Annotated in this window: 22 protein-coding genes; 18 read left to right on the top strand and 4 right to left on the bottom strand. The window is 58.3% G+C overall.

Translation table 11 applies throughout. The features are described 5' to 3' along the window. Position 1: 1 nt before the first annotated feature. The 11 genes from FVQ81_06495 to FVQ81_06445 all read left to right on the top strand — a co-directional run bounded on the left by FVQ81_06495 (position 2) and on the right by FVQ81_06445 (position 10,481). The gene (locus tag FVQ81_06495) at positions 2–526 is read left to right on the top strand and encodes a DUF3341 domain-containing protein (GenBank protein MBW7996209.1); all 525 of its coding nucleotides are present in this window, start codon (positions 2–4) and stop codon (positions 524–526) included. Next, positions 507–1,115, top strand: a complete 609-nt coding sequence (locus FVQ81_06490; GenBank protein ID MBW7996208.1) for a cytochrome c — start codon at positions 507–509, stop codon at positions 1,113–1,115. The genes FVQ81_06495 and FVQ81_06490 overlap by 20 nt, the downstream gene beginning before the upstream one ends. Positions 1,116–1,171: 56 nt before the next feature. Continuing rightward, entirely contained in the window at positions 1,172–2,368 is a 1,197-nt protein-coding gene (locus tag FVQ81_06485) for a hypothetical protein (GenBank protein MBW7996207.1), read from the top strand. Continuing rightward, positions 2,361–3,323, top strand: coding sequence for a cytochrome c (locus tag FVQ81_06480; protein ID MBW7996206.1), 963 nt, complete (start codon positions 2,361–2,363; stop codon positions 3,321–3,323). The genes FVQ81_06485 and FVQ81_06480 overlap by 8 nt, the downstream gene beginning before the upstream one ends. A 44-nt stretch (positions 3,324–3,367) precedes the next feature. Next, positions 3,368–4,162, top strand: coding sequence for a cytochrome c oxidase subunit II (gene coxB, locus FVQ81_06475; protein ID MBW7996205.1), 795 nt, complete (start codon positions 3,368–3,370; stop codon positions 4,160–4,162). Continuing rightward, positions 4,159–5,760 carry a cytochrome c oxidase subunit I gene (locus FVQ81_06470; protein MBW7996204.1) on the top strand — a complete coding sequence of 534 codons (1,602 nt, stop codon included), beginning with the start codon at positions 4,159–4,161 and terminating at the stop codon, positions 5,758–5,760. Before coxB ends, FVQ81_06470 begins: the two co-directional genes overlap by 4 nt. 16 nt (positions 5,761–5,776) lie before the next feature. Beyond that, positions 5,777–6,850, top strand: coding sequence for a heme A synthase (locus tag FVQ81_06465; GenBank protein ID MBW7996203.1), 1,074 nt, complete (start codon positions 5,777–5,779; stop codon positions 6,848–6,850). Next, positions 6,831–7,691, top strand: a complete 861-nt coding sequence (locus FVQ81_06460; GenBank protein ID MBW7996202.1) for a protoheme IX farnesyltransferase — start codon at positions 6,831–6,833, stop codon at positions 7,689–7,691. Before FVQ81_06465 ends, FVQ81_06460 begins: the two co-directional genes overlap by 20 nt. Positions 7,692–7,807: 116 nt before the next feature. Next, complete coding sequence (locus tag FVQ81_06455) at positions 7,808–8,383, top strand: hypothetical protein (GenBank protein MBW7996201.1); 576 nt, start codon at positions 7,808–7,810, stop codon at positions 8,381–8,383. Positions 8,384–8,542: 159 nt separating this feature from the next. Then, positions 8,543–9,352: a heme-copper oxidase subunit III gene (locus FVQ81_06450; protein ID MBW7996200.1), complete on the top strand. Its 810-nt coding sequence runs from the start codon at positions 8,543–8,545 to the stop codon at positions 9,350–9,352. Positions 9,353–9,512: 160 nt separating this feature from the next. Continuing rightward, positions 9,513–10,481, top strand: coding sequence for a fatty acid desaturase (locus FVQ81_06445; GenBank protein MBW7996199.1), 969 nt, complete (start codon positions 9,513–9,515; stop codon positions 10,479–10,481). A 72-nt stretch (positions 10,482–10,553) separates the two neighbouring features. Here FVQ81_06445 and FVQ81_06440 read toward each other — a convergent pair whose 3' ends face one another. After that, positions 10,554–11,081 (bottom strand): hypothetical protein, encoded by a 528-nt coding sequence (locus FVQ81_06440; protein ID MBW7996198.1) that lies wholly within the window; start codon positions 11,079–11,081, stop codon positions 10,554–10,556. A gap of 95 nt (positions 11,082–11,176) precedes the next feature. On the opposite strand from FVQ81_06440, the gene FVQ81_06435 reads away from it, so the two are divergent. Then, positions 11,177–11,839 carry a DUF4159 domain-containing protein gene (locus FVQ81_06435; GenBank protein ID MBW7996197.1) on the top strand — a complete coding sequence of 221 codons (663 nt, stop codon included), beginning with the start codon at positions 11,177–11,179 and terminating at the stop codon, positions 11,837–11,839. Positions 11,840–11,850: 11 nt separating this feature from the next. Then, a complete protein-coding gene (locus tag FVQ81_06430) occupies positions 11,851–15,510 on the top strand; it encodes a hypothetical protein (GenBank protein ID MBW7996196.1) in 3,660 nt (1,219 codons plus the stop codon). A 63-nt stretch (positions 15,511–15,573) separates the two neighbouring features. On the opposite strand, the gene FVQ81_06425 is transcribed toward FVQ81_06430, so the two are convergent. Together FVQ81_06425 and FVQ81_06420 are read right to left on the bottom strand one after the other, a co-directional pair. Beyond that, complete coding sequence (locus FVQ81_06425; GenBank protein MBW7996195.1) at positions 15,574–16,257, bottom strand: DUF1573 domain-containing protein; 684 nt, start codon at positions 16,255–16,257, stop codon at positions 15,574–15,576. Positions 16,258–16,302: 45 nt separating this feature from the next. Beyond that, positions 16,303–16,986 (bottom strand): hypothetical protein, encoded by a 684-nt coding sequence (locus tag FVQ81_06420; GenBank protein MBW7996194.1) that lies wholly within the window; start codon positions 16,984–16,986, stop codon positions 16,303–16,305. Between the two features lie 510 nt (positions 16,987–17,496). On the opposite strand from FVQ81_06420, the gene FVQ81_06415 reads away from it, so the two are divergent. The 3 genes from FVQ81_06415 to FVQ81_06405 are packed head-to-tail and all read left to right on the top strand — an operon-like array spanning position 17,497 to position 19,329. Next, positions 17,497–17,928, top strand: coding sequence for a hypothetical protein (locus tag FVQ81_06415; GenBank protein MBW7996193.1), 432 nt, complete (start codon positions 17,497–17,499; stop codon positions 17,926–17,928). Between the two features lie 53 nt (positions 17,929–17,981). Next, positions 17,982–18,692, top strand: a complete 711-nt coding sequence (locus FVQ81_06410; protein MBW7996192.1) for a flagellar motor protein MotB — start codon at positions 17,982–17,984, stop codon at positions 18,690–18,692. Positions 18,693–18,747: 55 nt separating this feature from the next. Beyond that, positions 18,748–19,329, top strand: coding sequence for a hypothetical protein (locus FVQ81_06405; GenBank protein ID MBW7996191.1), 582 nt, complete (start codon positions 18,748–18,750; stop codon positions 19,327–19,329). A 165-nt stretch (positions 19,330–19,494) separates the two neighbouring features. On the opposite strand, the gene FVQ81_06400 is transcribed toward FVQ81_06405, so the two are convergent. Beyond that, positions 19,495–22,026, bottom strand: a complete 2,532-nt coding sequence (locus tag FVQ81_06400; GenBank protein ID MBW7996190.1) for a leucine--tRNA ligase — start codon at positions 22,024–22,026, stop codon at positions 19,495–19,497. A 218-nt stretch (positions 22,027–22,244) separates the two neighbouring features. Here FVQ81_06400 and prmC point away from each other — a divergent pair, with 218 nt between their 5' ends. Then, entirely contained in the window at positions 22,245–23,159 is a 915-nt protein-coding gene (gene prmC / locus FVQ81_06395; protein ID MBW7996189.1) for a peptide chain release factor N(5)-glutamine methyltransferase, read from the top strand. An 18-nt stretch (positions 23,160–23,177) separates the two neighbouring features. After that, a partial coding sequence (gene murA, locus FVQ81_06390) for a UDP-N-acetylglucosamine 1-carboxyvinyltransferase (protein ID MBW7996188.1) occupies positions 23,178–24,344 on the top strand: 1,167 nt, incomplete at its 3' end.

Here is a 24,344-nt window from a genome sequence, read left to right as displayed (position 1 = left end):
AATGGCTAAGGAAATGGTTGTAGCCTATATCGATACCCCGGAGCAGTTGCTCCATACCGGCTTGAAGTGCCGCGAGAGGGGCTGGCGTGAACTGGACGCCCTGATGCCTTACCCGGTGCACGGGTTCGAGCAGGCGCTGGGGATCCGCAAAAGCTGGATCCCGGCCGCCGCCAAGACCATGCTGGTTGTCGGTGCGCTGCTGGGCTTCGCGTTCCAGGCCTGGACCAGCGCCACCGACTGGCCGATCAATGTGGGCGGCAAGCCGCTGGTGAGCTGGCCGGCGTTTATCCCGGTGGTTTTCGAGTGCGGTGTCCTGCTGGCCGGGTTGACCACGTTTTTCGCCCTGCTCTACGCGGGCCGGCTGTTTCCCGGCAAGTACATGTTCGGCAAGCGCAGGACAGTGCCCGATGAGCGTTTGACCAACGACAGATTCGCCCTGCTGGTGCCCGTGGAAATCAACGGGAGCAGGGATCAGATAGAGGGTTTCCTCAGGGAGTGCGGAATCCATGAGTTCGACCAGGAATAAAACCGCGCTGCTCGTGTTGCTGGCGATCGCCCTGGGCGGCGGCTGTATCCGCTCCCGCAGCGAGCGCGAGTGGCAGTATATGCCGGACATGTATGTCTCCCCGGCTGTAAAGGCCCAGGAGGCCGATGCGGACGGCAACACCATGATGCGCGTACCGCCGGAGGGGACTGTCCCGATCGGCGAGACAGCCTACCAGGTGGCCCAGACAGATACGCTGTCCGCGATGGCGCTGGTCAATCCTCTGCCGGTCAACGAACAGGTGCTGGCCGTGGGGAAGAAGTACTTCAATATATACTGCGTCGTCTGCCACGGTCCGCGCGGAGCGGGCGACGGGCCGATTATTCCCAAAATGCCCCCGCCGCCGCCGTTGTACTCGGAGAAAGTGAGCGGCTGGAGCGACGGCCGGATTTACCACGTGATCTCCTGGGGGCAGGGCAATATGCCCAGCTATTCCAGTTCGATCGACCCCGCCACCCGCTGGGCGGTGATCCATTACCTGCGCGCGGTCCAGCGGGCCGAAAATCCACCGCCCGAGGACGTCCGTCTTTACGAACAGCAGAATCCGGATGGCGGCGATACTAAGGAATAAAGCAAGTTAGGCTTTTTACATAAAGTACAACTTTAATAAGTTGGAAACCCTGAGCGATGCACGATAACAGTCCCGTAACTATCAGCGATCCCGGCCCGATGAGGGGCAACGGCAAGATCGATCTCGCCCTCGGTGTGCTGGCCGTTCTAGGCTTAGCCGTTTTTCTCTCGGCCCTGGCCACCGACGCTACCCGGGCCTGGTACAATTACCTGATCGACTACGTGTTTTTCATGGCGCTGGGGATTGCCGGCGTGGTCCTGACCGCGGTACATTACGCCGCCGGGGCGTCGTGGAGCGTTACCGTCCGCCGGGTAGTTGAGGGTATGAGCGCCTATCTGCCGGTTTCGCTGTTGCTGGCCCTGCCGATATATTTCGCGATTCCCACGCTCTACGAATGGGCCTCGCCGGACCATGTCCACCTTTACGGCGAAAAGCACGTGTACCTGTGCCGCTGGTGTTTCATGCTGAGGCAGATACTGGGCTATGCGGTCTGGATCGGCCTGGGGATGTTGCTGGTCTGCAATTCGGTGCGCCAGGACAAAACCGGAGACCACCGGTTTCATCTCAAGAACCGCCGGATCGCCCCGATCTTCCTGATCCTGTTCGCCCTGACCCTGACATTCGCCTCCGTGGACCTGCTGATGAGCCTGGAGGAAGCGTTCTATTCCACCATGTTTCCGGTATATATTTTCAGCGGCCTGTTTCTCAGCGGCTATGCCATGGCCTCGATCCTGGTGATCGTATTCAGGCGGCGGGGCTATCTGGGCGAGGCGGTCCGCGAACATCACCTTCGCGATATGGCCACCTGGATGATGGCGTTCAGCGTGTTCATGGTCTATATCGGCTTCAGCCAGTACATGCTGATCTGGTACGCCAACCTTCCTATTGAAATCGGTTACATGATGCGCCGCAGCACAGGCGGCTGGGGCACGGTATTCGCTCTGCTGCCGCTGTTTAAGTGGGTGATTCCGTTCGTGGTGCTGATGCCCGACCGCTGCCGTCGCAGCGAGCGTGTGATCCTGGCGGTCTCGGTGCTGGTGCTGGTGGGCCAGTGGCTTGATATCTACTGGATGGTGGTCCCGGTGTTCAGCGAGAGCTTTATCCCTGTCGGCTGGGTCGAGATCGGCGTGTTCCTGCTGTTCGGTTCGCTGTTCGCTCTCAGTCTGCGTCTGTTCTACCGCAGGTACTCGCTGGTGGCGATGGGCGATCCGCGACTGGAGGAAAGCCTGAAAGGCAGGTATTTGCATGTCTGAATGGAAAGACAGGCTGATATATCCGCCGCTGTACCTTATTTTCCTGCTGGCGGCGGTATTTTTCGTTTACAAGGCGTTCACGACCGGGCTGGAGCACGGTGAGTATGTCGGCAAATACGAGCCGCACGAGGAGGGCGGCCCCGCGCCGCTGGAGGAAGAGACCTACGACCTCGCCCTGCTGCTGGAATCCACCGATGAACTGACCGGCCAGGGCGAGGAGCTGTACAATATCAACTGCGCATCCTGCCACGGCATGGACGGGCTGGGCAAAGGCCCCAAGGGCCCCGGACTCAACCCTCCGCCGCGCAATTTCACCAGTGAGCAGTTCAAGCAGGGCGCGGGCACACTGCAGATCTACCAGACCCTGAACAAGGGTGTTCCGGGCAGTTCGATGACCTCTTTTTCATTCCTGAATCCCGGCGAGCTGATGGCGCTTGCGCACTATGTCCGCACCTTTATCCCCGCTCCGCCGCCGGACCCGCCCGCGCTGGTCCAGGAACTGGCTCCCGGAGCAGGGGGAGCCGCGGCCCAGCTCCCGGCCGTACCCGGTGATTCGTCAGGTGCGGACTCTGCCGCCGGCGCCGCCGATACTGTCGCTGCCAAAGGACCGTCACTGCCGGTCGAGTTCGCGGTGGAGCAGATGCTCTCCGGCCGGATGGACCCAGCCAGGCCCCTGCAGGATTCTCCTCAAGTATTCGCCAACCGCTGTGCAACCTGCCATGGACCGCTGGGCGAGGGCGCCGTTGTGGAGCGGACGTTCCCCCAGCTAGGCGTGATCTATGCCGGAACGAAGCCGCTGTCGATGACCGGCGCAAAGGTTATTGCCGACTACCGCGCTTTCGCTTCTTTTATCTCGGCCGGAATTCCCGGCCAGCCCGGACACCGTTTCCCTGATTTGTCAGCCGATGAGATTCAGGCTTTGTACGAGACGATCAACCGGGCAGCGGGCAACTAGAATTCTGTTGACAAGTTTGATAATATTTTTCATTTTCATGGCCGATGAACGTAAAAACGAAAACTAGACTGTTTGCGCTAACTGCCTTTCCCCTGGCCGCATTAGCCTGCGCGGGACAGCCCGGCGATATCACCAACTGGCTGTATTCGCCCGCCTCGACACTCGCCGAGGAAGTGCGCGACAATTTCTGGTTCACCATGATGCTGATCATGCCGTTCCTCTTTATCGCCGAGGGGCTGCTGATCTACGCCATCTTCAAGTTCCGCAAGCAGCCCGGCCGTGAAGCCGCCACGTTCCACGACAATCCGAAGCTCGAGATATTCTGGACACTCACGCCGGCGGTGGTACTGGTGTTCGTTGCGCTTTCCACCTACCAGCTGATCGACAAGATCAACTACTCACCGGAAAGTGACGTCCAGGTGGAACTGACCGCCCAGCGGTTTTTCTGGAAATATCATTATCCCGAGTATGGGATCACGATCGTCGAGGAGCCGTTGGTGGTGCCTGCGGAAAAAGTGATCACCCTGCTCGGCACCAGCGTGGACGTGATCCATTCCTGGTGGCTGCCCGCGTTCGGAGTCAAGAAAGACCTGATCCCCGGCAGGATTACCGAGGTGTGGTTCAAGGCCAGGCCGGGCACCTACAAGGGCCAGTGCGCGGAACTCTGCGGCACGCTGCACGCTGAGATGCTGATCGATGTCGAGGTTGTCAGCCAGGCAGAGTTCGAGGAGTGGGTGCGGCAGAAGAAAAAATCCCCACGGCCCGAGGATACGCCGGCAGACAGTTCCGGGGTTGACAGCCAACAACAAACTCGACAGACCGGTGGTGAGAGTAAATGAGTACAGTATCGGCCGCCGGAGCGGCGGAAGTTAAATCGTCATGGGCCGCCAGGCTCGACTGGTTCGTAACCGGCGACCACAAGAAAATCGGGATCATGTACCTCTGGTTCGCCCTGTTCATGGGAGTAGTGGGCGGAGGTTTCGCCGGTGCGCTCCGGGCGCAGCTTTCAACTCCCGATTCAGGCCTCCTGAGTCCGGAGTTGTACAACGCGTTCCTTTCGATGCACGCCACCCTGATGATCTTCTTCGTGATGATCCCCGGCTGGCTCGGTTTCGGCAATTATTTTGTCCCGCTGCTGATCGGGGCGCGCGACATGGCGTTTCCCCGGCTGAACGCGTTCGCCTTCTGGATGGCCGTGCCGGCGGCGGCGCTGATGTTCGGCAGTTTCTTTGTTACCGGCGGCGCGATACAGACCGGCTGGACCGCCTATCCGCCGCTTTCGCTGAGCGCTTTTTCGGCCGGGGTGGGGGTGGACATGTGGCTGCTGGGGATCACCCTGGTGGGTGTGGCCAGTATCCTGGCAGCGGTGAATTTTATCGTGACTGTCAGCAACATGCGCGCCCCGGGGCTTAACTGGTTCAGGCTGCCCCTGTTCGTCTGGGCCTGGTTTATCAACGCCACCCTGATCCTGGTCGCCACGCCCGTGCTAAGCTCCGCGCTGCTGATGGTGCTTTCGGACCGCGTGTTCGGCACCGGTTTCCTGACTGTCAGCAAGGGCGGCGACCCGCTGCTCTACCAGCACCTGTTCTGGTTCTACTCGCACCCGGCCGTGTATATCATGATCCTGCCCGGCTTCGGAGCGATAAGCCACGTGCTGGCCTCGTTCAGCGAGAAACGGATTTTCGGCTACAAGGGCATGGTGTTTTCGCTGATATGCATCGGGATTATCGGCTATCTGGTCTGGGGGCACCACATGTTCGTGGCCGGGATTCCCGCCTGGCTGCAGGTATATTTCAGTTACATATCGATGGTGATCGCCGTGCCGACCGGGATCAAGATATTCAGTTGGCTGGCCACGATCTGGGGCGGCTCGATCCGCTTCACCACCGCAATGAAATTCGGTCTGGGCTTTGTCAGCCTGTTCGTGTTCGGCGGGATGAGCGGTATCCTGCTGGCCAATGTTCCGGTTGACTACCAGGTGCATGACAGCTATTTCGTGGTGGGCCATTTCCACTACGTGCTGGTCGGCGGGTCGGTGATGGCGATGTTCGCCACGACCTATTTCTGGTATCCCAAGATCCGCGGCAGGTTCCTGAGCGAAAAGCTGGGCAGCTGGGTGTTCTGGGTGTTTTTCGCGGGAATCAACCTGACGTTTTTCCCGATGCATTTCATGGGCATCATGGGCATGGCCCGGCGGATTTTCACCTACCGTCCGGAGTTTTTCGAGCTGAACGTTCTCTCCTCGTTCGGTTACGTGCTGATGCTGATCGCGGGGTTCGTTTTCATCTACGACGTCCTGAAAACTTCGTTTTCCCGGGTTGCTGAGCCGCTGGACGACGATCCGTGGCAGGTAGACAGCGTGCAGGACACGCTGGACTGGAAAGTATCCAGTCCGCCGCCAGAATATAATTTCCTCGAAACGCCAAAATTCAATTGACGCTACGGAGTCTGCGATGGAGGAACAGAACAGGAACGGCGGGGTTGACCGCGGGCTTGGAAAATGGTTTATCGCCCTTAGCCAGGTGGTGTTCCTGATCGTGATTGTCGGCGGTGTGGTCAGGATCACCGGCAGCGGCCTTTCAATCCCCGAGTGGCCGCTGATCAACGGCAGCCTGATGCCCCCGACCAGCGAGCAGGACTGGGAAGCTGTCTACAAGACCTACCACAGAGAGATCGAGGGCGTGGAGGTGCCCGGCATTATCCACGAGGCCCGGCCGGGCGTGATTCCGTTCGGCGAGTTCAGGACGATGTTTTCCATCGAGTATTTCCACCGTTTCCTGGTCGCATCGTTCGGACTGCTGTTCCTGTTCGTGATGATCAAGGTGATGCGTAACAGGGAGGCGCGGGCACGTTACGGCATGGTGACCTGTTTCGCACTCTGCCTTCTGCTGACCCAGGCCATGCTGGGCGGCCTGGTTGTCAAGACCGACCTCGAGGCTGTCCTGGTGGCGATCCACCTGGGAGTGGCGTTTTTCTTTTTCGCCTTGCTGTTCTGGATCGGCCTGTCGATCCTCTATCCGCCGTCGGAGAACCTGAACGGCCATAACCGTCGCTTTTACAGGCTGACGGTTGCCGCGACCGTGCTGGTGTTCATCCAGATCCTCACCGGCGGACTGATGGCGGGCACCCAGGCCGGTTTCCATCTCAACACCTGGCCCCTGATCGGCGACTACCTGATCCCGCCGGGTTCGCTGCTGTGGAGCCCCAGCTACGACGGTTTTGCCAATATAATGTATAACAAGCTCCTGCAGCAGTTCATCCACCGCTGGTGGGCGTTCGCGGCGGCGGGGATGGTGTTCTATCTGGTGGTGGCCGCCATGCGCTTTACCGTGCCGTCCAGGGCCAGGTTCGGGATGCGGGCGTTGAGCGCGCTGATCGTGCTGCAGATCATCCTGGGTATTTTCACGCTGCTTTTCCAGGTGCCACCACACATGGCGATTACTCATCTGGCGGTTGGCTTCCTGGTGTTCGAGGTGCTGGTGCTGCTGGGATACGAATTGAGGAACCATGAAGTCGTACCTGTATAACCTGTTCCTGCTGACCAAGCCCCGTATCGGGCTGCTGGTCCTGCTCACCGGCGCCGCCGCGCTGGTGGTGGAGGGCAGCTTCAATGGCGATCCGGGTGTGTTCGTGCTGGCCATGGCCGGGCTGTTGCTGGTCAGCGGTTCGGCCAACGCGCTCAACCAGTATTTCGAGCGGGAACTGGACGCGCTGATGTCTCGCACCCGCGCCAAGAGGCCGCTGCCCCTGCGCCGCCTGGAGCCGTCGCATGCGTTCGTATTCGCCGTGCTGCTCGGCGTTGCCGGGGTTGCCCTGTTCGCGGGTATGTTTAATCTGCTGAGCGCCGCGCTTGCTTTGTTCGCCGTCCTGTTCTACGGCGTGTTCTACACTGTCTGGCTCAAACCCCGCACACACCTGAATATCGTGATCGGCGGAGCGGCAGGCGCGCTGGCGCCGGTGATTGCCTGGGCCGCGGCAGCGGGCACTGTGGGCTGGCCGGCGGTGGTGATGTTTCTGGTGATCTTTTTCTGGAGCCCGCCCCATTTCTGGGCGCTGGCGATATATCTCAAGCAGGATTACCAGGCCGCCCGCCTGCCGATGCTGCCGATCGTCAAAGGGGATATCGAGGCCTCGCGCCAGATACTTTCCTACACGGTCGTGACGGTGTGCACCAGCCTGCTGCTGCTGCCCGCGGCGTTCGGGGCGGTCTATGCGGCAGCCTGTGTTGTACTCGGCGGGCTGTTCGTTTACAGGGCGGCCAGGCTGAAACAGTTGCCAAGCCCGGCGGCGGGACGAAGCCTGTTCGGTTATTCGATAGTTTATCTGTGTCTGCTGTTCGTGGCGGTAATCGTGCAATCGGCTGTTTGATGTTGCGGCGGCAATAAAGACAAGAGCTGTCTGGCGGCTGAAGGCGAGGGAAAAGCGGGCAGTATCCACAGTGTCGGTGTTAAGCTGAACTTATCATTATAGAGGAGTTAGCTGAGATGTCCAGAAACAACAAGCTGTTGATCGGTCTGGCGGCGCTTGGAGTCGGGATGTTCGCCTTCGGTTTCGCCAACGTATCGCTGTTCCAGATGTTTTGCTCGGCGGTGGGAATCCAGGTGATGAATCCGGACAATATCCAGGTGGGCGTTGTCCAGGGCGACGGGGAAGTGGACACCGAACGCAATTTAAAGGTCCTGTTCACCACCACTGTCAACGACGGGATGCCGTTGCTCTTCGAGTCAAGCAAATCGCGCGCGACTATCCACCCCGGCGCCACCGACCAGGTAGACTACCGGTTTGTCAACCTCTCCGGCGATACTCTCTTTTTCAGACCGGTGCACAGCGCATACCCGGCCGTAGCCAACAAGAAATACGATATGATCAAATGTTTCTGCTTCCAGGATATGATCCTGCTGCCTCATGAGGAGCAGGTCCACCCGCTGGTTTACTCCTTTCACACCGATCTCGACCAGGATGTCAAGCGGGTGACCATGCACTACACCCTGTTCCAGCGCGATCCGTCAGCCGCGGACTGGGGGCAGAAACACACGCCGACCACGGGAGCGCAACAGTAATGCACCCCGAGCCGTTGGATAAAAGTACGCGCAAGCGCAACAGTCTTTTGGCGATTGGACTGGCGGCGCTTGTGCTGGTTCTGATGGGCGTGGCCGTGTTCTGGGTCAATCCGGAGGCCGCCGAGGGTACAGAGTCGTTTCTATCCGGGATGAGGTAAGATGAACACCGGCGAGCAAATAGCCGGGAGCCACGGTCACGAGGTCCACCTGCCGCCCAGGAGTATCTGGCCGCTGGTACTGACACTCGGCATCGGACTGCTCACGTTCGCATTCGTGGCCTTCATCTCCGGCAGGCCGATAATCGCCGAACTGCTCGGCCTCTCCGGCGGCGCGGTTGCCGTGGTCAGCCTGATGGCCTGGGCGCACAGCGTGGTCATGGACAAGAAGGAGGACCGTTTCGTCGGCAGGCTCAGCCTGCAGCAGAAAGATCTGATAGCCTTCCTGATATACTTCCTGATTGCCGAAGCGGCAATTTTCGGCGGACTGTTTACCCATTATTTCTACCATCGCCACCTGCTGGAGTACTGGCCGCCGGCCGGCACGCCGGAGATCAGCACCCATTACCCGGCGATCGCCACGCTGATTCTGATGTTCAGCAGCCTGACCTGCGAATTCGGGCTCAAGGCGATCGAGAAGGGGAACAAGTTCCGCACCAAATCGTGGCTGCTGTTCACCGTTGCGCTGGGACTGATCTTCCTGAGCTTCCAGGGTTTCGAGTGGGGCGTGCTGCTGAACCAGTACGCATTCACGGTCGAAACCAATATCTACGGCACGATGTTCTACATGATGACCGGTTTCCACGGCCTTCACGTCGCTGTCGGGATTATCTTCCTGATCCTCGCTTACGGCCGTCTGGAACTGGGCCATATGAACGAGAAGCGGCATTTCAGTATAATCGCGGCGTCGTGGTACTGGCATTTTGTCGATGTAATCTGGGTGCTGCTCTTTTTCAGCCTGTATTTGATCTGATTGAATGAATAATCAAGCACCGGGGCTGCGGGAACATTTCCCGCGGCTTTTTTTATGATAATTATGCGTTATGCCGCGTTAAGCGTTGAATTAAACGGCACGGTTATTTATAATTCGGTTTGAATCCGAACGAGTATCAATCTCATATTGGGGTGGGGAGATGGTGGCGAAAGTAGAATCGCATTGGGGAGCGTCAAGCCAGGGACTGCGACAAGAGCTGCGCGCCAAGCTCGACCAGGACGAGATTCAGCGCCTGCATCTCAAGCGGCCCTGGCTGCATCTGGCCGTGGCCCTGCGACAGTTCGCCTTTCTAGCCGTGGCCACCTGGCTGCTGAGCGAATACAGCCATCCGCTGGTCGTTGTCCCGGCGGCGCTGCTGAGTGGATTTACGGTTTTCAATTTCACCGTTCTGCTGCACGAACAGCTGCATAACCTCGTCTTTGCCGGCCACCATCCGACGCTGAACGCCTTCCTGGGACATCTCTACGCTTTCTGGAGCGGGATCAGCGCCAGCCAGTTCACCCGCTGGCACCTGGACCATCACGTACAGCTCGGCTCCGCTACCGGGGACCCCAAACGCCACCGCCTGTCGCCGAAAGTTAACAGCCGGCTGCTGAAACTGGCGTATTTCACCCCGGCTCTGTTTTTTCTCTATTTACGCGCCGCCGCGCGTGAGAACGCCACTTATGCTTCCGGACTGCGCCGGAAAATCGCTGTGGAGAGAGTGGTGTCGAGCGGCGGGCATCTGGTGATGCAGGCGCTGCTGCTGTATTTCTGCGGGCCGGGAGTGTGGCTGCGGGCCTATGTCCTTCCCGTAATGTTCGTCTTTCCAGTCGCGTTCGCGATCAACAGGATCGGGCAGCACTACAACATTAAGGAGGACGACCCGGCCGGGTGGACAACCTGGGTGCGGGGCCACTGGTTCTGGGATTTCCTGTTCCTGAACTCAAACTATCACCTGGAACACCACTATTACCCCGGCATCCCGTTTTATAACCTCCCTCGCCTGCAGCGGATGCTTCTGCCAGTGTATCACCGTCATCAACTGGTGCCGCACAATTATCCGGACCTGCTCTACGGCTACCTGGTGGAGAACAACGCACCGCACACCGACTGGGATTTTGTCTGAGGGGAGAGAAAAGCCGGGCAGCTTGCCCGAAGCGGTCCAATTCTTTATTTTCTGTGGAGAAAGAGAGTAGTGTCAGTTAGCGAAGAAGTCATTCCAGTAGTTTTTCAGCGTTTTGTTGCGCAGGTACAGCTTGGTGCTGTCAGAGAGGGCGGCCAGGGTCTGGTCGATCGTGGCATTTTCATCCAGAGTCCCTCCGGCGGAGGCGAAACCCCTGATCAGGCCGAAAATTTTTGGCTCAAAATGCAGGCTGGAGTTGTATGTAAGTATGTCGTAGGGAATATTGAGATCGAGTTCGATATAGATGATCTCGCCGTTGATATTCTGAACGCTTACCTGCTCCGGCTCCAGCGGGATGTCCAGGGCTTCGGCCTTGGCAATAATCTTGTCCTGCAGAGCCATTTTGGTCTGAGTGGCAAAATAAAGCCGCGCCTGGATGTGGATGATATCGTCCATCAGCCATTTTTTACTGTACGGTATCCAGAAGCAGACGCCGAGATAGGCGGCTATCGTCAGTCCCAGCAGGATAAGTTTGCGGAAATAGCGTTCCATCGTATCGGGGCGCAGGGTTGAACATGCCGCAACAGGGATCGGAAAAAACAAAAATGAACTCTCAATCAGGAACATATAACCAAAAAACGATAAAATCCAGCACGAACCACAGTTGCCTGCCTTTGTCCCGGACTGCGGGAACCGCCGTGCTCGCTCTGGCATTGATACTCGTGGCGCCTACCGGTTCCCCGGCACAGCAGGACTCAGTGGAAAAGAGGCTCACGATTGCCCGTGTGATCTATGAAGGTGGGGGAGACTGGTATTCGAACCCGAGTTCACTGCCTAACCTGCTGGAGGAAATCCGGACCGCCACGGGCCTTCCAGTGGATGGGGAAGAGGTGCAGTTGAGTCTCAAAAGCCCGGAACTGTTCAATTACCCTTATCTCTATATCAACGGACACGGCAACATCAGTTTCGACGAGCAGGAGGTGCGCCGGCTGCGCAAGTACCTGGACGAGGGCGGTTTCCTGCATGCCGACGATAACTACGGGATGGACGAGTCTTTCCGCCGCGAAATGAAAAAGGTCTATCCGGAAGCTGATTTCATCGAACTGCCGTTCGATTTCCCGATCTACCACAGCGTGTTCGATTTCCCCGGCGGAATGCCCAAGGTTCACGAGCACGACGGCGGTCCCCCGCAGGGCCTGGGCCTGTTCTCCAATGGACGTCTGGTCGTGTTTTACAGCCTGAACACTGACCTTGGCGACGGGTGGGAGGACCGGAAAGTGCATGATGATCCGGAGGAAATCCGTCAGCAGGCCCTGAGGATGGGAGTGAATATCTTCGTTTACGCAATCGGATCGATCTGAGGACACGGTTCATGAACGAGATGCAGAACAGCAGCGATAACAGGGTTTTCCTGGAGCGTATGGCTGTCGCCCGGCGTTTCATGCTGGCCCGGGCAATTGCCGAGGCCGCTCTATGGTGTGCTGTTGTGCTCTCCGCATCCGCGCTGGTCATGCTGATTGCCGAACGAACGTTTTATCTTCCGGCTGTCTGGCGGATATTAACTCTTGCCTTGGTGGCGGCCTCTCTGCTTGGCGTAGCCGCATGGAGACTGACAGGCGCCATAACCAGTTTCGGCAGCCTGTGGAAAGCCGCGGCAGCCTTGGAGCGTGTGCATCCCGAGCTGAAAAACCGGCTGAGCGCCGCCCTCGAGTTCGTCCGGCTGGCCCGGGCCCGGTTCGGGCAGTCCACCGCATTGATGCACGCCGCCGTGGCTCAGGCGCGTAAACTGCTTGAAAACGGAAAGGAAGTCCGCAGGCTGTGTGAGAGAGCGCTCCGGCCGTCCCGGAAGCGGATGCGGGTTGCCCTGCGGATAAGCGCGGTGCTGGCGGCGGCGTTTATGCTGACCGGCGCCTCGGACCCGCTGGCTATATACCGGGCGATCGACAACTACTCGCATCCGTACAGACTGCTTGAACTGGAACGCTCGTTCCGCATTCTGGTCCGTCCGGGAGACAAAACCATCCTTCGCGGAGACAGCCTCCAGGTCCGCGCCCTGGGTACTATCGGCAAACCGGGCGAGATGAGTCTGCTGATGTGGCAGCCCGGTCTGCCGGCGCAATCCAGAGCGATGACATATAACCAGGGCCAGTTCGAGCATACTCTCACCATTGACGGGATCCAGAATGATATCAGCTACTGCGTGATGCAGGACGGTACAAGTTCAGATACTTTCAATGTTACGGTGACGAATAATCCGTTCGTTACCGGGCTGTCTCTCACCTACCACTACCCGCCCTATACCGGTCTTGGCAGTTACACAACCACCCGCGAGAAAGCGATTCAGGGTATCCGCGGCAGCCGTGTCGTTATTGCGGGGCGGTCAAGCAATCCGCTGGAGTCGGCCTGGATAAGGATTGAGCCCGACAGTGTCCGCCCCGCCGCGCTGCACGGTGAACGCGCTTTCAGCGACACGCTCTCACTGCTGCGGGACGGGAGCTACGCTATCCTGCTCAACGACCGCTGGGGATTATCGAATTCGGATACGCTGGTGTACCCGATCACGGTTCTTGCCGATGAGCCTCCGGCGGTGGCCATTCGTCACCCGCGCGGTGAAACCGATCTGAACGAGGAGATGATTCAGCCGCTCGTGTTCGAGCTGGCCGACGATTTCGGTCTGTCGAAACTTGTTCTTTCCTGGCAGCGGGTTCGGCCCTCCGGCGATTCCAGCCAGACCGGCACGGAAACTGTCGCCGCCTGGCGCGGCCGCGAGCGCCCATCACACGTGCTCGAACAGTTCAACTGGGACTTGAGCGGTCTTGGCCTGCTGCCCGAGGACGAAGTTTCCTACCTGCTGACAGTTTACGACAACGACGAACTCAGCGGTCCCAAGAGTTCGTCCACGGCCCGCTACCGGATCCGCTTCCCGTCGCTCGAGGAGATATTCAACAGGGAACAGGACCGTCAGGAGCAGATCGCGACCGACCTGGAGGAATTGGAGCAGCAGGGCGAGCAGCTTCACGAGCAGGTCAAGAAGCTCAACGAGACACTTGAGCGGGGGCAGCTGCTGCAGTGGGAGGACAACCAGCAGATCAGCCAGGCCGTGCAGGAACAGCGGCAGATGCTGGAGAAGGTCAAAAAGCTGTCGGAAAAGCTGGCCGAGAGTATCGAACAGATGCAGCGCGGCGAGATGATGAGTACTGAGATGCTGGAGAAAATGTCGCGCGTGCAGGAGCTGATGAACGAGGTCGCCACCGATAAGTTCAAGGAACTGATGAGCCGGATCCAGCAGTCGATTGACAGAATGGACCGCCGGGCGCTGGAGGAGGCGATGGAGCAGTTGCAGATTTCCCAGGAAGAGATCCTGCAAAAACTCGACAAGACACTGGCTCTGCTGGAAAGGCTCCAGCTCGAACAGCAGCTTGACAATCTTGTCCGGCAGACCGGGCAACTGGCCGAGTCCGCCGCAGAGATGGCCGACAGCACGGCTGCCATGCTCGATCCCGATCAGTTGGCCCGTGCCGACAGCCTGGCAGCCCAGCTTGAGATGGCTGACGGCGATTCAACATCGGCGGACACCGGCGCTCAGCAGGATCAAAGCGGCCGGACGGCGACCGATGAGGAAACTGGTCAGCAAGACGATCCGGAATCAGCGGCTGGTAAAAATCAAACTGACACCGCGGAGGACTCGAAGGACGGCGGGCAGGAGAAGCTGCTGCGAATGGCCGAAAGCACGTCCGGGATGCAGGAGCAGGCTGAGAGCATGTTCGAACAGATCGGCGAGACCGCGCGTCTGTTCGGCGAAGCCGGTGAACTGGAAACCGCCGTCGGGCTGATGAGCGAAGGGGAAGCCGGCAGGCGCCAGCCCATAGAGCAGTCAATGGAGCAGGCAATCGAGGGTTACCGGAGCGGTCAGCCGCGGCAGAGTTACGAGGCCCAGCGGCGGCTTAAGCGTAACATGCAGGACATGAACGAGCGGATGCAGCAGTATCGGGAAAACCTCCAGCGCAAATGGCGGGCGGAAGTGGCCGAGGCAATGAAAAGGGCGTTCGACCAGCTCAATTTCCTTTCCGAGAACCAGGAAGACCTGATAGCCGAAGTGGAACAGGAGCCTGATTTCAACCATCCGGACATTCTGGCATATGCCGCGCGCGAGCAGGAGATTGTGCAAGGTCTGGACGCCGTGCGGATGGAGATTGTCGATGCCGCCAAGGACAATTTCTTTATCAGCAACCGGCTGCTCAGCATCCTGTATCTGGCGACCAGCCAGGGCGAACACTCGACAAGTCAGCTGGAAGCAGAAACACGGCGCAAAGCCCAGGCCATGAGCAGCCTGGAGCGATCCCTGACCACGATCAACGCTGGCATGCTGACGCTGCTGCAGGATGACGAGAATTTGCAGCAGTCATCATCCGGGACAGGACTCGACCAGCTGATGAAGCAGCTTGAGGAGATGGCTCAGCGCCAGCAGCAGCTCAACCAGATGAGCCGGGATGCCATGAACCAGCAGGGCCAGGGTGAGGGCGCGATACCCGGACCCGGGACAACCTCCCAAGGCCAGGGACGCTCAGAGGGCGGGTTCATGGAGATGCTCAGGCGGATGGCTGCCGAACAGGAAGCGATCCGTCGCCAGCTCCAGGAAATGGCCGAACGGATGAAGGGGCGGCGGGATATGATGGGTAATGCGCTGGAGGGTGCGGCGCAAGAGGCCGAAGAGGTGGTGAAGCAGTTGCAGGAACAGGGGATCAGCCGGGAAACCCTGGAACGTCAAAACCGGATATTCAACCGGCTGCTGGACGCACAGAAATCGATTCAGGAGCGTGAATCGGGCCGGCGGCGCAAAGCGGAGCGCCCCGAGAATTTCATGGTCGTTCCTCCCGACGGCCTGCCTGACGGCCTGCTGGAGAGCGGCAACGGCGACGAGCGATTGCGCCGTCAGCTGGAGCGCTGGCAGGGAAGTTATCCGGAAAGCTACAGGAATCTGATCCGCCAGTACTATGAATTACTCAGAGCCAGGGAACTGGAGCAGCAGTAAACAAACAAAGCCGCTGGAAGGTGTAATAAGTTCCAGCGGCTTTGTTGTCTCCCGCAGCAATACCTACTGTATCAAACCGCCGTACAGACGAATCTTCAGCTCATCCTCGTGACTGCTGTTGAAGATAGTCAATTCTCCGGTCAGTTTCATGCCCTTGCTCAATTTGGGAATGCGCAGATGCAGCAGGGTAACTTCATCCGGTTCGAGAACCGGTTTTTCGAGCTGGATTTCCAGGCTGGAAACGGTTGAGGCGATTTCCCTGATGTTCACCGCCTGGCCGGACAGGTTGCGGATCTCAATCTCGCGATGAACCGACTCGCCCTCTTTGAGGCCGGCGAAATAGATCGAGGCGGGGGAGACCATCAGGTCCTGCTTCACGTAGGCATGGATCGTGAGCTTGGTTATCGGGCTGGCGGGATCGTTGGAATAAACGTAAATGTTCTTGGTCACGGAACCCTGGAAACGGCCCGAATCGAACACGGCCGTCAGTTCGGTCTGTTCTCCGGGACCGAGTTCACGTTTCGCCACGGATGGAACAGTGCAGCCGCAGCTGCTGCGCACCTTGGTGATTTTCAGCGTATCTGTACCGGTATTGGAAAGCGTGAACGTATGACGGGCCTCATCGCCGCGGTAAACTGTCGCAAAATCAAAGTCCATCCGGTCCACTTCCAGCCGGGGTTCAGCCCCGGCCGGCAGCCCGGATAACAACGCCGTGAATACAATAAAGTTCGCTAATCCGACTTTCATCTCAGCTCTCCATCACCGGCAAAATATGGCAAAATCGGTTTCGGGCTACAACTCTTTCGGCGCGTCGCCCACTCCCTGCCGTTCCTTTTCTGACGGGTTTTCTTCATTCTTCTCCTGTAACCGGCTATCCGTCTCCCAGGACTCCTTATAAGCTTTCATCGCCTCGTAGAACTGGCCGCTACAGCGGTAAGCCTCGCCCAGGTAATAACTTATACCGGGGAAGTCCACCTTGTCGTCATGAACTTTCTGGAACTGCTTGATCGCTTTCTCGAACTGGCCGAACTTCAAATATGCTACACCAAGCTTGAATTCTGGTTCCATGTCGAACGGGTTGACATTTTTTTCCGAGAGGTATTCGGAGTAGATCGTCTGGAGGTCCTTGCCTTCCAGGCTCAGCGCACCGGCCGATCCTCCAAGCTGATCATCGAACACCTGGTTGTCAGGCTTCTCATTTATACCATTCTCCGCGGTTGATGCCGATGTGCGGTCACTTTCGTCGATCAGGTGTTCAACCTGGTCGCTAAGCTCGTCCGGCCCGCTTGCCATGACGATCTGGCGGAATTTGCCCGTATCGAGCGCCCCGATTCCCTTATTCGTTTTTTCCAGCAGGCTTTTAGGGAGTTTGTTCTCCTTGATCTGCTGGGCCGCCGCGAACTGCTGGGAGACGAACCCGGCAACAATCAACAGGATCAGGATAAATATCGCGGCGATTGCAATCATATTGACCATGACGGAAACCTCAATCAGTTAAGCTTTCGCTCTTAATATATCCTTAAGCAACGCCTCAGGCAAGCCGAGTTTTGGCTCGGGAGCGCTTATTGACAAACTGGCCGGCCTGGACTAAAGTTAAGCGAGCCCCTGTACTGCGTTACTCTGAGAGCATAACGCAGCCCCGAGCGGAGGTCAGTTTTTGCCGATCAGAAAATCATACAAGCCCGGCGAGGCGATCATCCGGGAAAACACGCTCGGAAACAGCGCCTACATAGTCGAAAGCGGCTAAGTTGATGGTAGTAAAAATATCGGCAAACAAAGGATAGTCTTTACTTTTCTCGAAAAAGGATCGATTTTCGGCGTACTGGCCGAAAGGCTCCGCGAAACCGATACGCAGGTCAATCCGCTCAAGCTGACAAATTTTACTTCAGTCTCTGCAGCCGGATTTACCACCTGGCGCGCTCGGTCGGACTGAGGGGCGGGGAGACGCTTTCAGTCGGCCTTACCGGGCTGCTTGATGAAAGTAGCATGATTCTTGCGGTCGATAAGGAAATGGTTGCCAAGGTTGTCAACCGGATGGTTTTTACCAAACTGGTCAAAGTCCAGAAGGAATTCGTTAACGGCGAGGAGCACAGGCACCTCGAAATCCCGGATGCGAACAAATTCCGGGAGTGGAACGAATTCCTGAGAGTCAACTCCTCTCTCGGTGAGGTCGGGGACATGGAGGATAGTCCCGAGGAGGTCGAGGATCTGCTCAATATAGGCCGGGAAGAAGCCGATAAATTATTGAGTCCCTCTTTTGACATCGGCTTGTTCAAAACCACCGTGGACACGGAACAGAATATCCGCAAACTGGTATGCAACGACCCGGAAGGACTCGAAAAAGAACTGAAAAAACTGGAAAACCTGCGCTCTTATGTAAAAATGTCCGAGCTGCTGAAAGCGATGCCATCTAACTGATATTATTTATTGCTTTATTATGATTAAGTTAACGTATTACAGGAAGTTGTGAGATGGCGAAGAAATGCCCTGAATGCGAACCCGGAGCACCCGCCTGGCTGACCACTTTCAGTGACCTGATGTCCCTGCTGTTGTGCTTCTTTGTATTAATCGTCTCCATGAGCAGCGTGGATCCGCAGTCATTCGAGAAGGCCAGCGGCGCACTGCAGGGATCCCTCGGCATTCTCAGCGAAGACCCTTCGACAATGGAGCTGGTCCACATTATCGTCCCCAAGGTCAGTGATGTGGATATCGGTGAAATATCGACAGCGATATCAGAACTGCAGGACTTCGTGGAGCAGCAGAAACAGCAGGAAAGTATCACGGTGGTTATAACTTCCCAGGGAATCGCGATCAGGATATTGACTCCGTTGCTCTTCGAGCAGGGGATGGCGGAGCTGAACCCCCGCGGAATGCCGTACCTAGCCAAAATATTCGAGATCGCCGAGGGGTGGGACAACACTCTGAGGGTTACCGGGCATACCGATGATCTTCCGGTAAACAACATGCTCTACGACACAAACTGGGACTTGTCCTACGCCAGGGCGAAAAGCGTGATCGACTTCGGGATCAATTATTCAGGTATCGAGCCAGGAAAATTCTCCGCGGTCGGCTACGGCGAGTACCGCCCAGCATACCCGAATGATTCGGAAGAAAACCGTGGCAAAAACCGCAGGATTGAAATATTTATCGAGTACGACGTAAGCCAGGATCCTCTGACCTAGACGATTGACGTTTCACTGAAACCGAACCTTTTCCAATCCGTCGGGAGGCACTGCCATGAATTCATGCCCTGTCTGTTACAGCCAGATTTACGACAAGGCACTCAGATGCCAGCACTGCAAATCTTTTATCAAACCCAGGATAAACGAGGGACAGTTCTGGGGCACTTTGCTGATGGTGGCCGGGATTCTCGTGGGCTTTTTCAGCTACATCTGGTTCCTCTCCAGGGCGGATAGTCTCTGGCTTCAGACTATGAACGCGGGTGTTATCCTGGCTTACCTTGGGTTCCTGGTCTACGGTTTCGGCACGTTCCAGAGTTGGTTCAGCCAGAAACCAATGGATACTTCTGACTTTGAAGAGGAAGGCAAGAAACGCTGCTTTTACTGCGGAAGCATCATCGATTCCCGCGCTATCAAGTGTCCGTCATGCCAGGGGTATCTGCGGCAGGAGCGCGGTAAGATACTGGCCACATTCGCCGTTGTCAGCGGCATTTTAATCATGACCACGGCCTATATCGTCGGCTTGGCTAAAACCATCTACTCGGAAATGTTCATGCAGGTGGGTTTCGTCGTGATCGTCACCGGGATCCTGCTGTTCATGCTGCTGGCCCTGCGGAAAAGGTACTCGAGCCAATACTAGTTTATCCAAAAATATATTAAAAAGCCGGCGGGGGAGACCCGGCCGGCTTTTTTTGTTTTGAAAATAGATAACGCCAGATCACATTGTTTACATAATGTATCTTATGCGACATCCCTGCGGAGGGAGTTTTGGCTTGGACTGCTGTTTGGCAGTGGACTGCGCAATTTACCCCACCACGAAATTAACCAGCTTGTTCGGCACGTAAATCACCTTGCGGATTGTCTTACCGTCGATATACCCCGCGGCTTTCGGATCGTCCCGGGCGGTCCGGGTAACTTCCTGTTCGGCCTGGTCGCGCTCAACTTCAATCTGGCTGCGCAGCTTGCCGTTGATCTGGATTACCACGGTCACAACCTCGCTCACCAGCACCCGGCTGTCGTATTCGGGCCACGAACTCAGGAACACGCTCCGCTCCTTACCCAGGGCCTCCCGCCACAGTTCCTCGCAGAAATGCGGCACGAACGGCGCGAATATTTTCACCAGCACATCGAGCGCCTCGGCCATGAACTCCTTATCGACATCCTCGTTGCCGCTTTCCTCGCCAGCGTACGGTACAAGCTCGTTGACCAGTTCCATGATCCGGCTGATCGCGGTGTTGAAATGCATGCGCTCCAAGTCCTCGCCGGCGCACTTGATCGAATTGTGCATTACCCGGGCGATTTTTTTCTCTGTCCCGCCCAGGCTATCGATAGTCGAACTGTCGGTGACTCGACGTTTTACACCGTCCACACGTTGAGCGTTATGCTGCACCAGCCGCCAGACTCTCATCAGGAAGCGGAACATGCCCTGCATGCCGGTGTCGTCCCAGTCGCCGCCCTGGCTGTAATCGCCCATGAACATCAGGTAACAGCGGAACGCATCGGCCCCGAACTTGTCGATATACGACTTGGGGTTGATCACGTTGTCGCGGCTCTTGCTCATCTTGGCGCCCTGGTTGGTGATAATCCCCTGATGGCTGAGGCGGGCGAACGGCTCCTCGAACCCGAGATGGCCGAGATCGTGAAGCGCCATGTTGATGAAACGGGCGTAGATCAGGTGCATGGTGGCGTGTTCCGCGCCTCCCACGTAATGATGAACCGGCAGCCACGAGTCGCACAGCTCGCGGTCGAACGGTTTATGCTCAGCCCCGGGACTGAGATAGCGCAGGAAATACCATGAGCTGTCCACGAACGTGTCCATCGTGTCGATTTCCCGCCTGGCGGGGCCTCCGCAGCCCGGACAGGCAGTGTTGACAAACTCTTCGTTAGTGGCCAGCGGGCTTACACCCCTGGCCGCACCCTTGAAATCTACCTCGTAAGGCAGTTCCACCGGCAGCTGGTCCTCGGGTACGGGCACCTCGCCGCACTTGTCGCAGTACACCACCGGAATCGGCACGCCCCAGTAGCGCTGGCGGCTGATCAGCCAGTCGCGGATACGGAAATTGACCTTGAACTCGGCCAGGTTCTTCGCCTGCAGCTTTTCAACAACCCTGCGCGCACCCTCCCGCGACTCTTGTCCGTCGAATTCCCCGGAATTGACCATCACGCCGGGCTCCGTATAGGCTTCGCTCAGCTCTCCCCCGCCGCCGCCGCTTTCGGGAGCGATAACCTCGCGGATCGGCAGGCCGAACTGCCTGGCAAACTCGAAATCACGGTTGTCGTGGGCCGGGACCGCCATGATAATGCCCGTACCGTAGGAGAGCATCACATAGTCGGCGATCCAGACCGGTACGCGCTCGCCGTTGACCGGGTTGATCGCGTAGGCGCCGGTGAACACGCCGGTCTTCTCATTGACCGTGCTGGTGCGCTGGATTTCGTTGAGGTGACTCGCCTTCTCCGCATAGCGCTCTACATCCGCCTGCTGTTCCGGAGTGGTGATCCTGCCGACCAGCGGATGCTCGGGAGCCATCACCATATAGGTTACCCCGAACAGCGTATCCGGCCGGGTGGTAAACACGTTGAACGAGCGTTCCTGTTCGCTGAGCGAACCGGCTCCCGGGGTATCGTCGGCGAACGAGAACTTGATTTCCCCGCCCTCGCTGCGCTCGATCCAGTTGCGCTGCATGGCCTTGGTCTTTTCCGGCCAGTCCAGCTTGTCCAGGCCCTTGAGCAGCCTGTCGGCGTACTCGGTTATCTTCAGGAACCACTGGACCATTTCCTTGCGGGTGACAAGTGACTCGCAGCGCTCGCAGGTCCCATCGCTCATCACCTGCTCGTTGGCCAGCACGGTCTGGCAGCTCGGGCACCAGTTAACCTGCCCGGAGGCCCGGTAGGCCAGCCCGGCCCTGTAGCACTGGAGGAAAATCCACTGGGTCCACTTGTAGTATTCCGGTTCGCTGGTGTTTAGCTCGCGCTCCCAGTCGTACATCGCGCCGATTTCCTTGAGCTGCTCGCGCACCACGCGCACGTTTTCGCCAGTTGAGTCCCAGGGATGGACTCCGTGCTTGATCGCGTAGTTCTCGGCCGGCAGCCCGAAGGCATCGTAACCGATCGGCTCGAACACGTTGTCGCCGTGCATCCGGCGGAACCGCGCCCAGGTGTCGGTCGGCCCGTAGTTGTACCAGTGGCCGATATGCAGACGGTCCGCCGATGGGTAGATAAACATCACCAGGCAGTAACATTTGCGGCCCTCGCCGTGGAAATCGGCTCGATGCAGGCCCTCGTTTTCCCACACGTTCCGCCACTTACGCTCAATCTCCTTGAACTCGTACTTTTCCATCGCTTACCGACCCTTCGGGTATACTATGGTCCGGTTCCGCGGACGGGAAACGGCAATAAAGCGGGTAACGGTCTGATCGGGTTGAAATTAGATTGTGAGTTTAATATATGCGCCCTGCGAAGTCAATTAAAAGGCCGTTAGCGGGCCTGACAGATTGCCAACCGGCGGGGATCCGGCTATATTGCTAACCGTGCGCTAGCTGTCCTCACCGGACGGTAATCTGCCGCCAATCTCAGCATGCGGACCGGCTTTTGAAGAAACTGATCGAGGTGCTCAAGCTGGCGGAAAACTACCTGGAACAGCACGGTATCGAGTCCGCCAGGCTGAACGCAGAAAGGCTGCTGGCCGATGTGCTGGGAATCGGCCGCCTGGAGCTGTACCTCCAGTTCGACCGTCCCCTGGCGGAGGATGAGCTGGAGCTGTTCCGGGAGCGGATACGGCGACGTTCCTCGGGCGAGCCCCTGCAGTATATCATCGGCCGCACCGGTTTCCGCGGTCTCACGCTTAGTGTCGGGCCGGGTGTGCTGATCCCGCGTCCCGAAACAGAGCAGCTTGCCGGGCTGGTGCTCGACAGGCTTGACACTCTGGCCGTTACAGATGCCGGCGCAATCAAGGTACTCGACCTGTGCGCGGGCAGTGGCGCGCTGGCGCTGGCGCTGGCAGCGGAGCGGAATGACCTCTGCTGCGTTCTGACCGAGCTTTCGGGGACAGCGGCGGCGTGGGCCGGGCGGAATATCAAGGAACAGGGCGGCAGCCTGCGAAGCCCGGTGTTTCTGCTGCGCTGCGATCTGTTTACCGCGATCCGGGCTGACCGCTCGTTCGATGTCGTGGTGTCCAATCCACCCTATGTATCCACGGGAGAAATGGCCGGTTTGCCGCCCGAGGTAAGAAACCACGAACCTTCGCTGGCCCTGGCCGCCGGTGCTGAAGGACTGGACATGATTGCAAGGATAATCGGCGAGGCCAACGGATACCTTCGACCTGGCGGCCTGCTGATTCTGGAAACCGGAGAAACCCAGCACTCAGCAGTCGAAGAGTTGTTTGCCGGGCAAGCTCGCGGTAGCTATTCTGTACCTGAGTTCCGCACCGACCTGGCCGGTAAGCCCAGGTTCGTGATCGCCAGCAGAATGTAACTTTCCGACAGGAATTCCATGGATAAGTTCAGGATCGAGCAGTGCGGGCCGTTATGCGGCCGGATAGAGACCAGCGGGGCCAAGAACAGTTGCCTGCCCCAGATGGCGGCCGCGCTGCTGGCAGAGAGCCCGGTGGTGCTGGAGAATACCCCGAAGCTGATGGACGTGCGCACGATGTCGCTGGTGCTGGAAAATCTCGGCGCAGCTGTTTCCCAAACCGATCAGGGCGCATTGTGTCTTGACCCGGCTGACGCAAAAGGCGTGCTGGCGCCGTACGAACTGGTGCGCAGGATGAGGGCCAGTTATTACGTGATGGGCCCGCTGCTGGCGCGTCACGGACGGGCTGAAGTGTCCTTGCCCGGTGGCTGCGCAATCGGCCAGCGCCCGATAGACCTCCACCTGAGGGGCCTGGCCGCACTGGGTGCGCAAATAGTCACCTCGGGAGGTTATGTCAAGCTGAGTGCTGAAAACGGACTCACCGGTGCCGAAATCGATCTTGCCGGTGAACACGGCTCCAGCGTGGGTGCAACGATCAACGTGATGATGGCCGCCGTGCTGGCGAGGGGCCGCACTGTTATCGAATCGGCGGCGCTGGAACCGGAGGTCGAGGACGTGGCGGTGATGCTCAACGCGATGGGTGCGTCCGTGGCCGGCGCGGGCGGCTCCAGGATTGAGATCGAGGGTGTCAGGCGGCTGAATGGAGTTACCCACAGGGTCATCCCGGACAGGATCGAGGCGGGCACTTATGCTGTTGCGGCGGCGATTACAGGCGGAGACGTCGTGATTGCCGATTGCAGACCGGACCATCTGACCGCGGTGATCGAGATGCTGGAACGCACGGGCGTGACTGTCGAAAAGGGCAGGAAAACCCTGCTGGTCAGGAGCAACGGCCCGCTGAGGCCGTTTGAATTGGCAACCAGCCCCTACCCCGGTTTTCCAACCGACATGCAGGCCCAGTTCTGCGCGCTGGCCACCCGCTGTGAGGGAACCAGCCGGATCGTGGAGAATATTTTCGAGAACAGGGCGCTTCACGTACCTGAACTGGCGCGCCTGGGTGCCGATATCGCGGTTCAGGGCCGGACGATAACAATCAACGGACCCTGCAAACTGACCTCCGCGCCGGTGATGGCCAGCGACCTCCGGGCGTCGGCCGCGCTGGTGCTGGCCGCGATGACAGCCGAGGGC

It is taken from the genome of Candidatus Glassbacteria bacterium, from assembly GCA_019456185.1.
Lineage (GTDB): Bacteria > Gemmatimonadota > Glassbacteria > GWA2-58-10 > GWA2-58-10 > JAJRTS01.
This window is presented reverse-complemented; position numbering and strand designations above follow the sequence as displayed.

Bases quoted from the DNA above. Each gene is read 5' to 3' on its own strand.
- FVQ81_06495 (MBW7996209.1), top strand. From the start codon at position 2: ATGGCTAAGGAAATGGTTGTAGCCTATATCGATACCCCGGAGCAGTTG.
- FVQ81_06490 (MBW7996208.1), top strand. From the start codon at position 507: ATGAGTTCGACCAGGAATAAAACCGCGCTGCTCGTGTTGCTGGCGATC.
- FVQ81_06485 (MBW7996207.1), top strand. From the start codon at position 1,172: ATGCACGATAACAGTCCCGTAACTATCAGCGATCCCGGCCCGATGAGG.
- FVQ81_06480 (MBW7996206.1), top strand. From the start codon at position 2,361: ATGTCTGAATGGAAAGACAGGCTGATATATCCGCCGCTGTACCTTATT.
- coxB (MBW7996205.1), top strand. From the start codon at position 3,368: ATGAACGTAAAAACGAAAACTAGACTGTTTGCGCTAACTGCCTTTCCC.
- FVQ81_06470 (MBW7996204.1), top strand. From the start codon at position 4,159: ATGAGTACAGTATCGGCCGCCGGAGCGGCGGAAGTTAAATCGTCATGG.
- FVQ81_06465 (MBW7996203.1), top strand. From the start codon at position 5,777: ATGGAGGAACAGAACAGGAACGGCGGGGTTGACCGCGGGCTTGGAAAA.
- FVQ81_06460 (MBW7996202.1), top strand. From the start codon at position 6,831: ATGAAGTCGTACCTGTATAACCTGTTCCTGCTGACCAAGCCCCGTATC.
- FVQ81_06455 (MBW7996201.1), top strand. From the start codon at position 7,808: ATGTCCAGAAACAACAAGCTGTTGATCGGTCTGGCGGCGCTTGGAGTC.
- FVQ81_06450 (MBW7996200.1), top strand. From the start codon at position 8,543: ATGAACACCGGCGAGCAAATAGCCGGGAGCCACGGTCACGAGGTCCAC.
- FVQ81_06445 (MBW7996199.1), top strand. From the start codon at position 9,513: ATGGTGGCGAAAGTAGAATCGCATTGGGGAGCGTCAAGCCAGGGACTG.
- FVQ81_06430 (MBW7996196.1), top strand. From the start codon at position 11,851: ATGAACGAGATGCAGAACAGCAGCGATAACAGGGTTTTCCTGGAGCGT.
- FVQ81_06425 (MBW7996195.1), bottom strand. From the start codon at position 16,257: ATGAAAGTCGGATTAGCGAACTTTATTGTATTCACGGCGTTGTTATCC.
- FVQ81_06420 (MBW7996194.1), bottom strand. From the start codon at position 16,986: ATGGTCAATATGATTGCAATCGCCGCGATATTTATCCTGATCCTGTTG.
- FVQ81_06415 (MBW7996193.1), top strand. From the start codon at position 17,497: ATGATTCTTGCGGTCGATAAGGAAATGGTTGCCAAGGTTGTCAACCGG.
- FVQ81_06410 (MBW7996192.1), top strand. From the start codon at position 17,982: ATGGCGAAGAAATGCCCTGAATGCGAACCCGGAGCACCCGCCTGGCTG.
- FVQ81_06405 (MBW7996191.1), top strand. From the start codon at position 18,748: ATGAATTCATGCCCTGTCTGTTACAGCCAGATTTACGACAAGGCACTC.
- FVQ81_06400 (MBW7996190.1), bottom strand. From the start codon at position 22,026: ATGGAAAAGTACGAGTTCAAGGAGATTGAGCGTAAGTGGCGGAACGTG.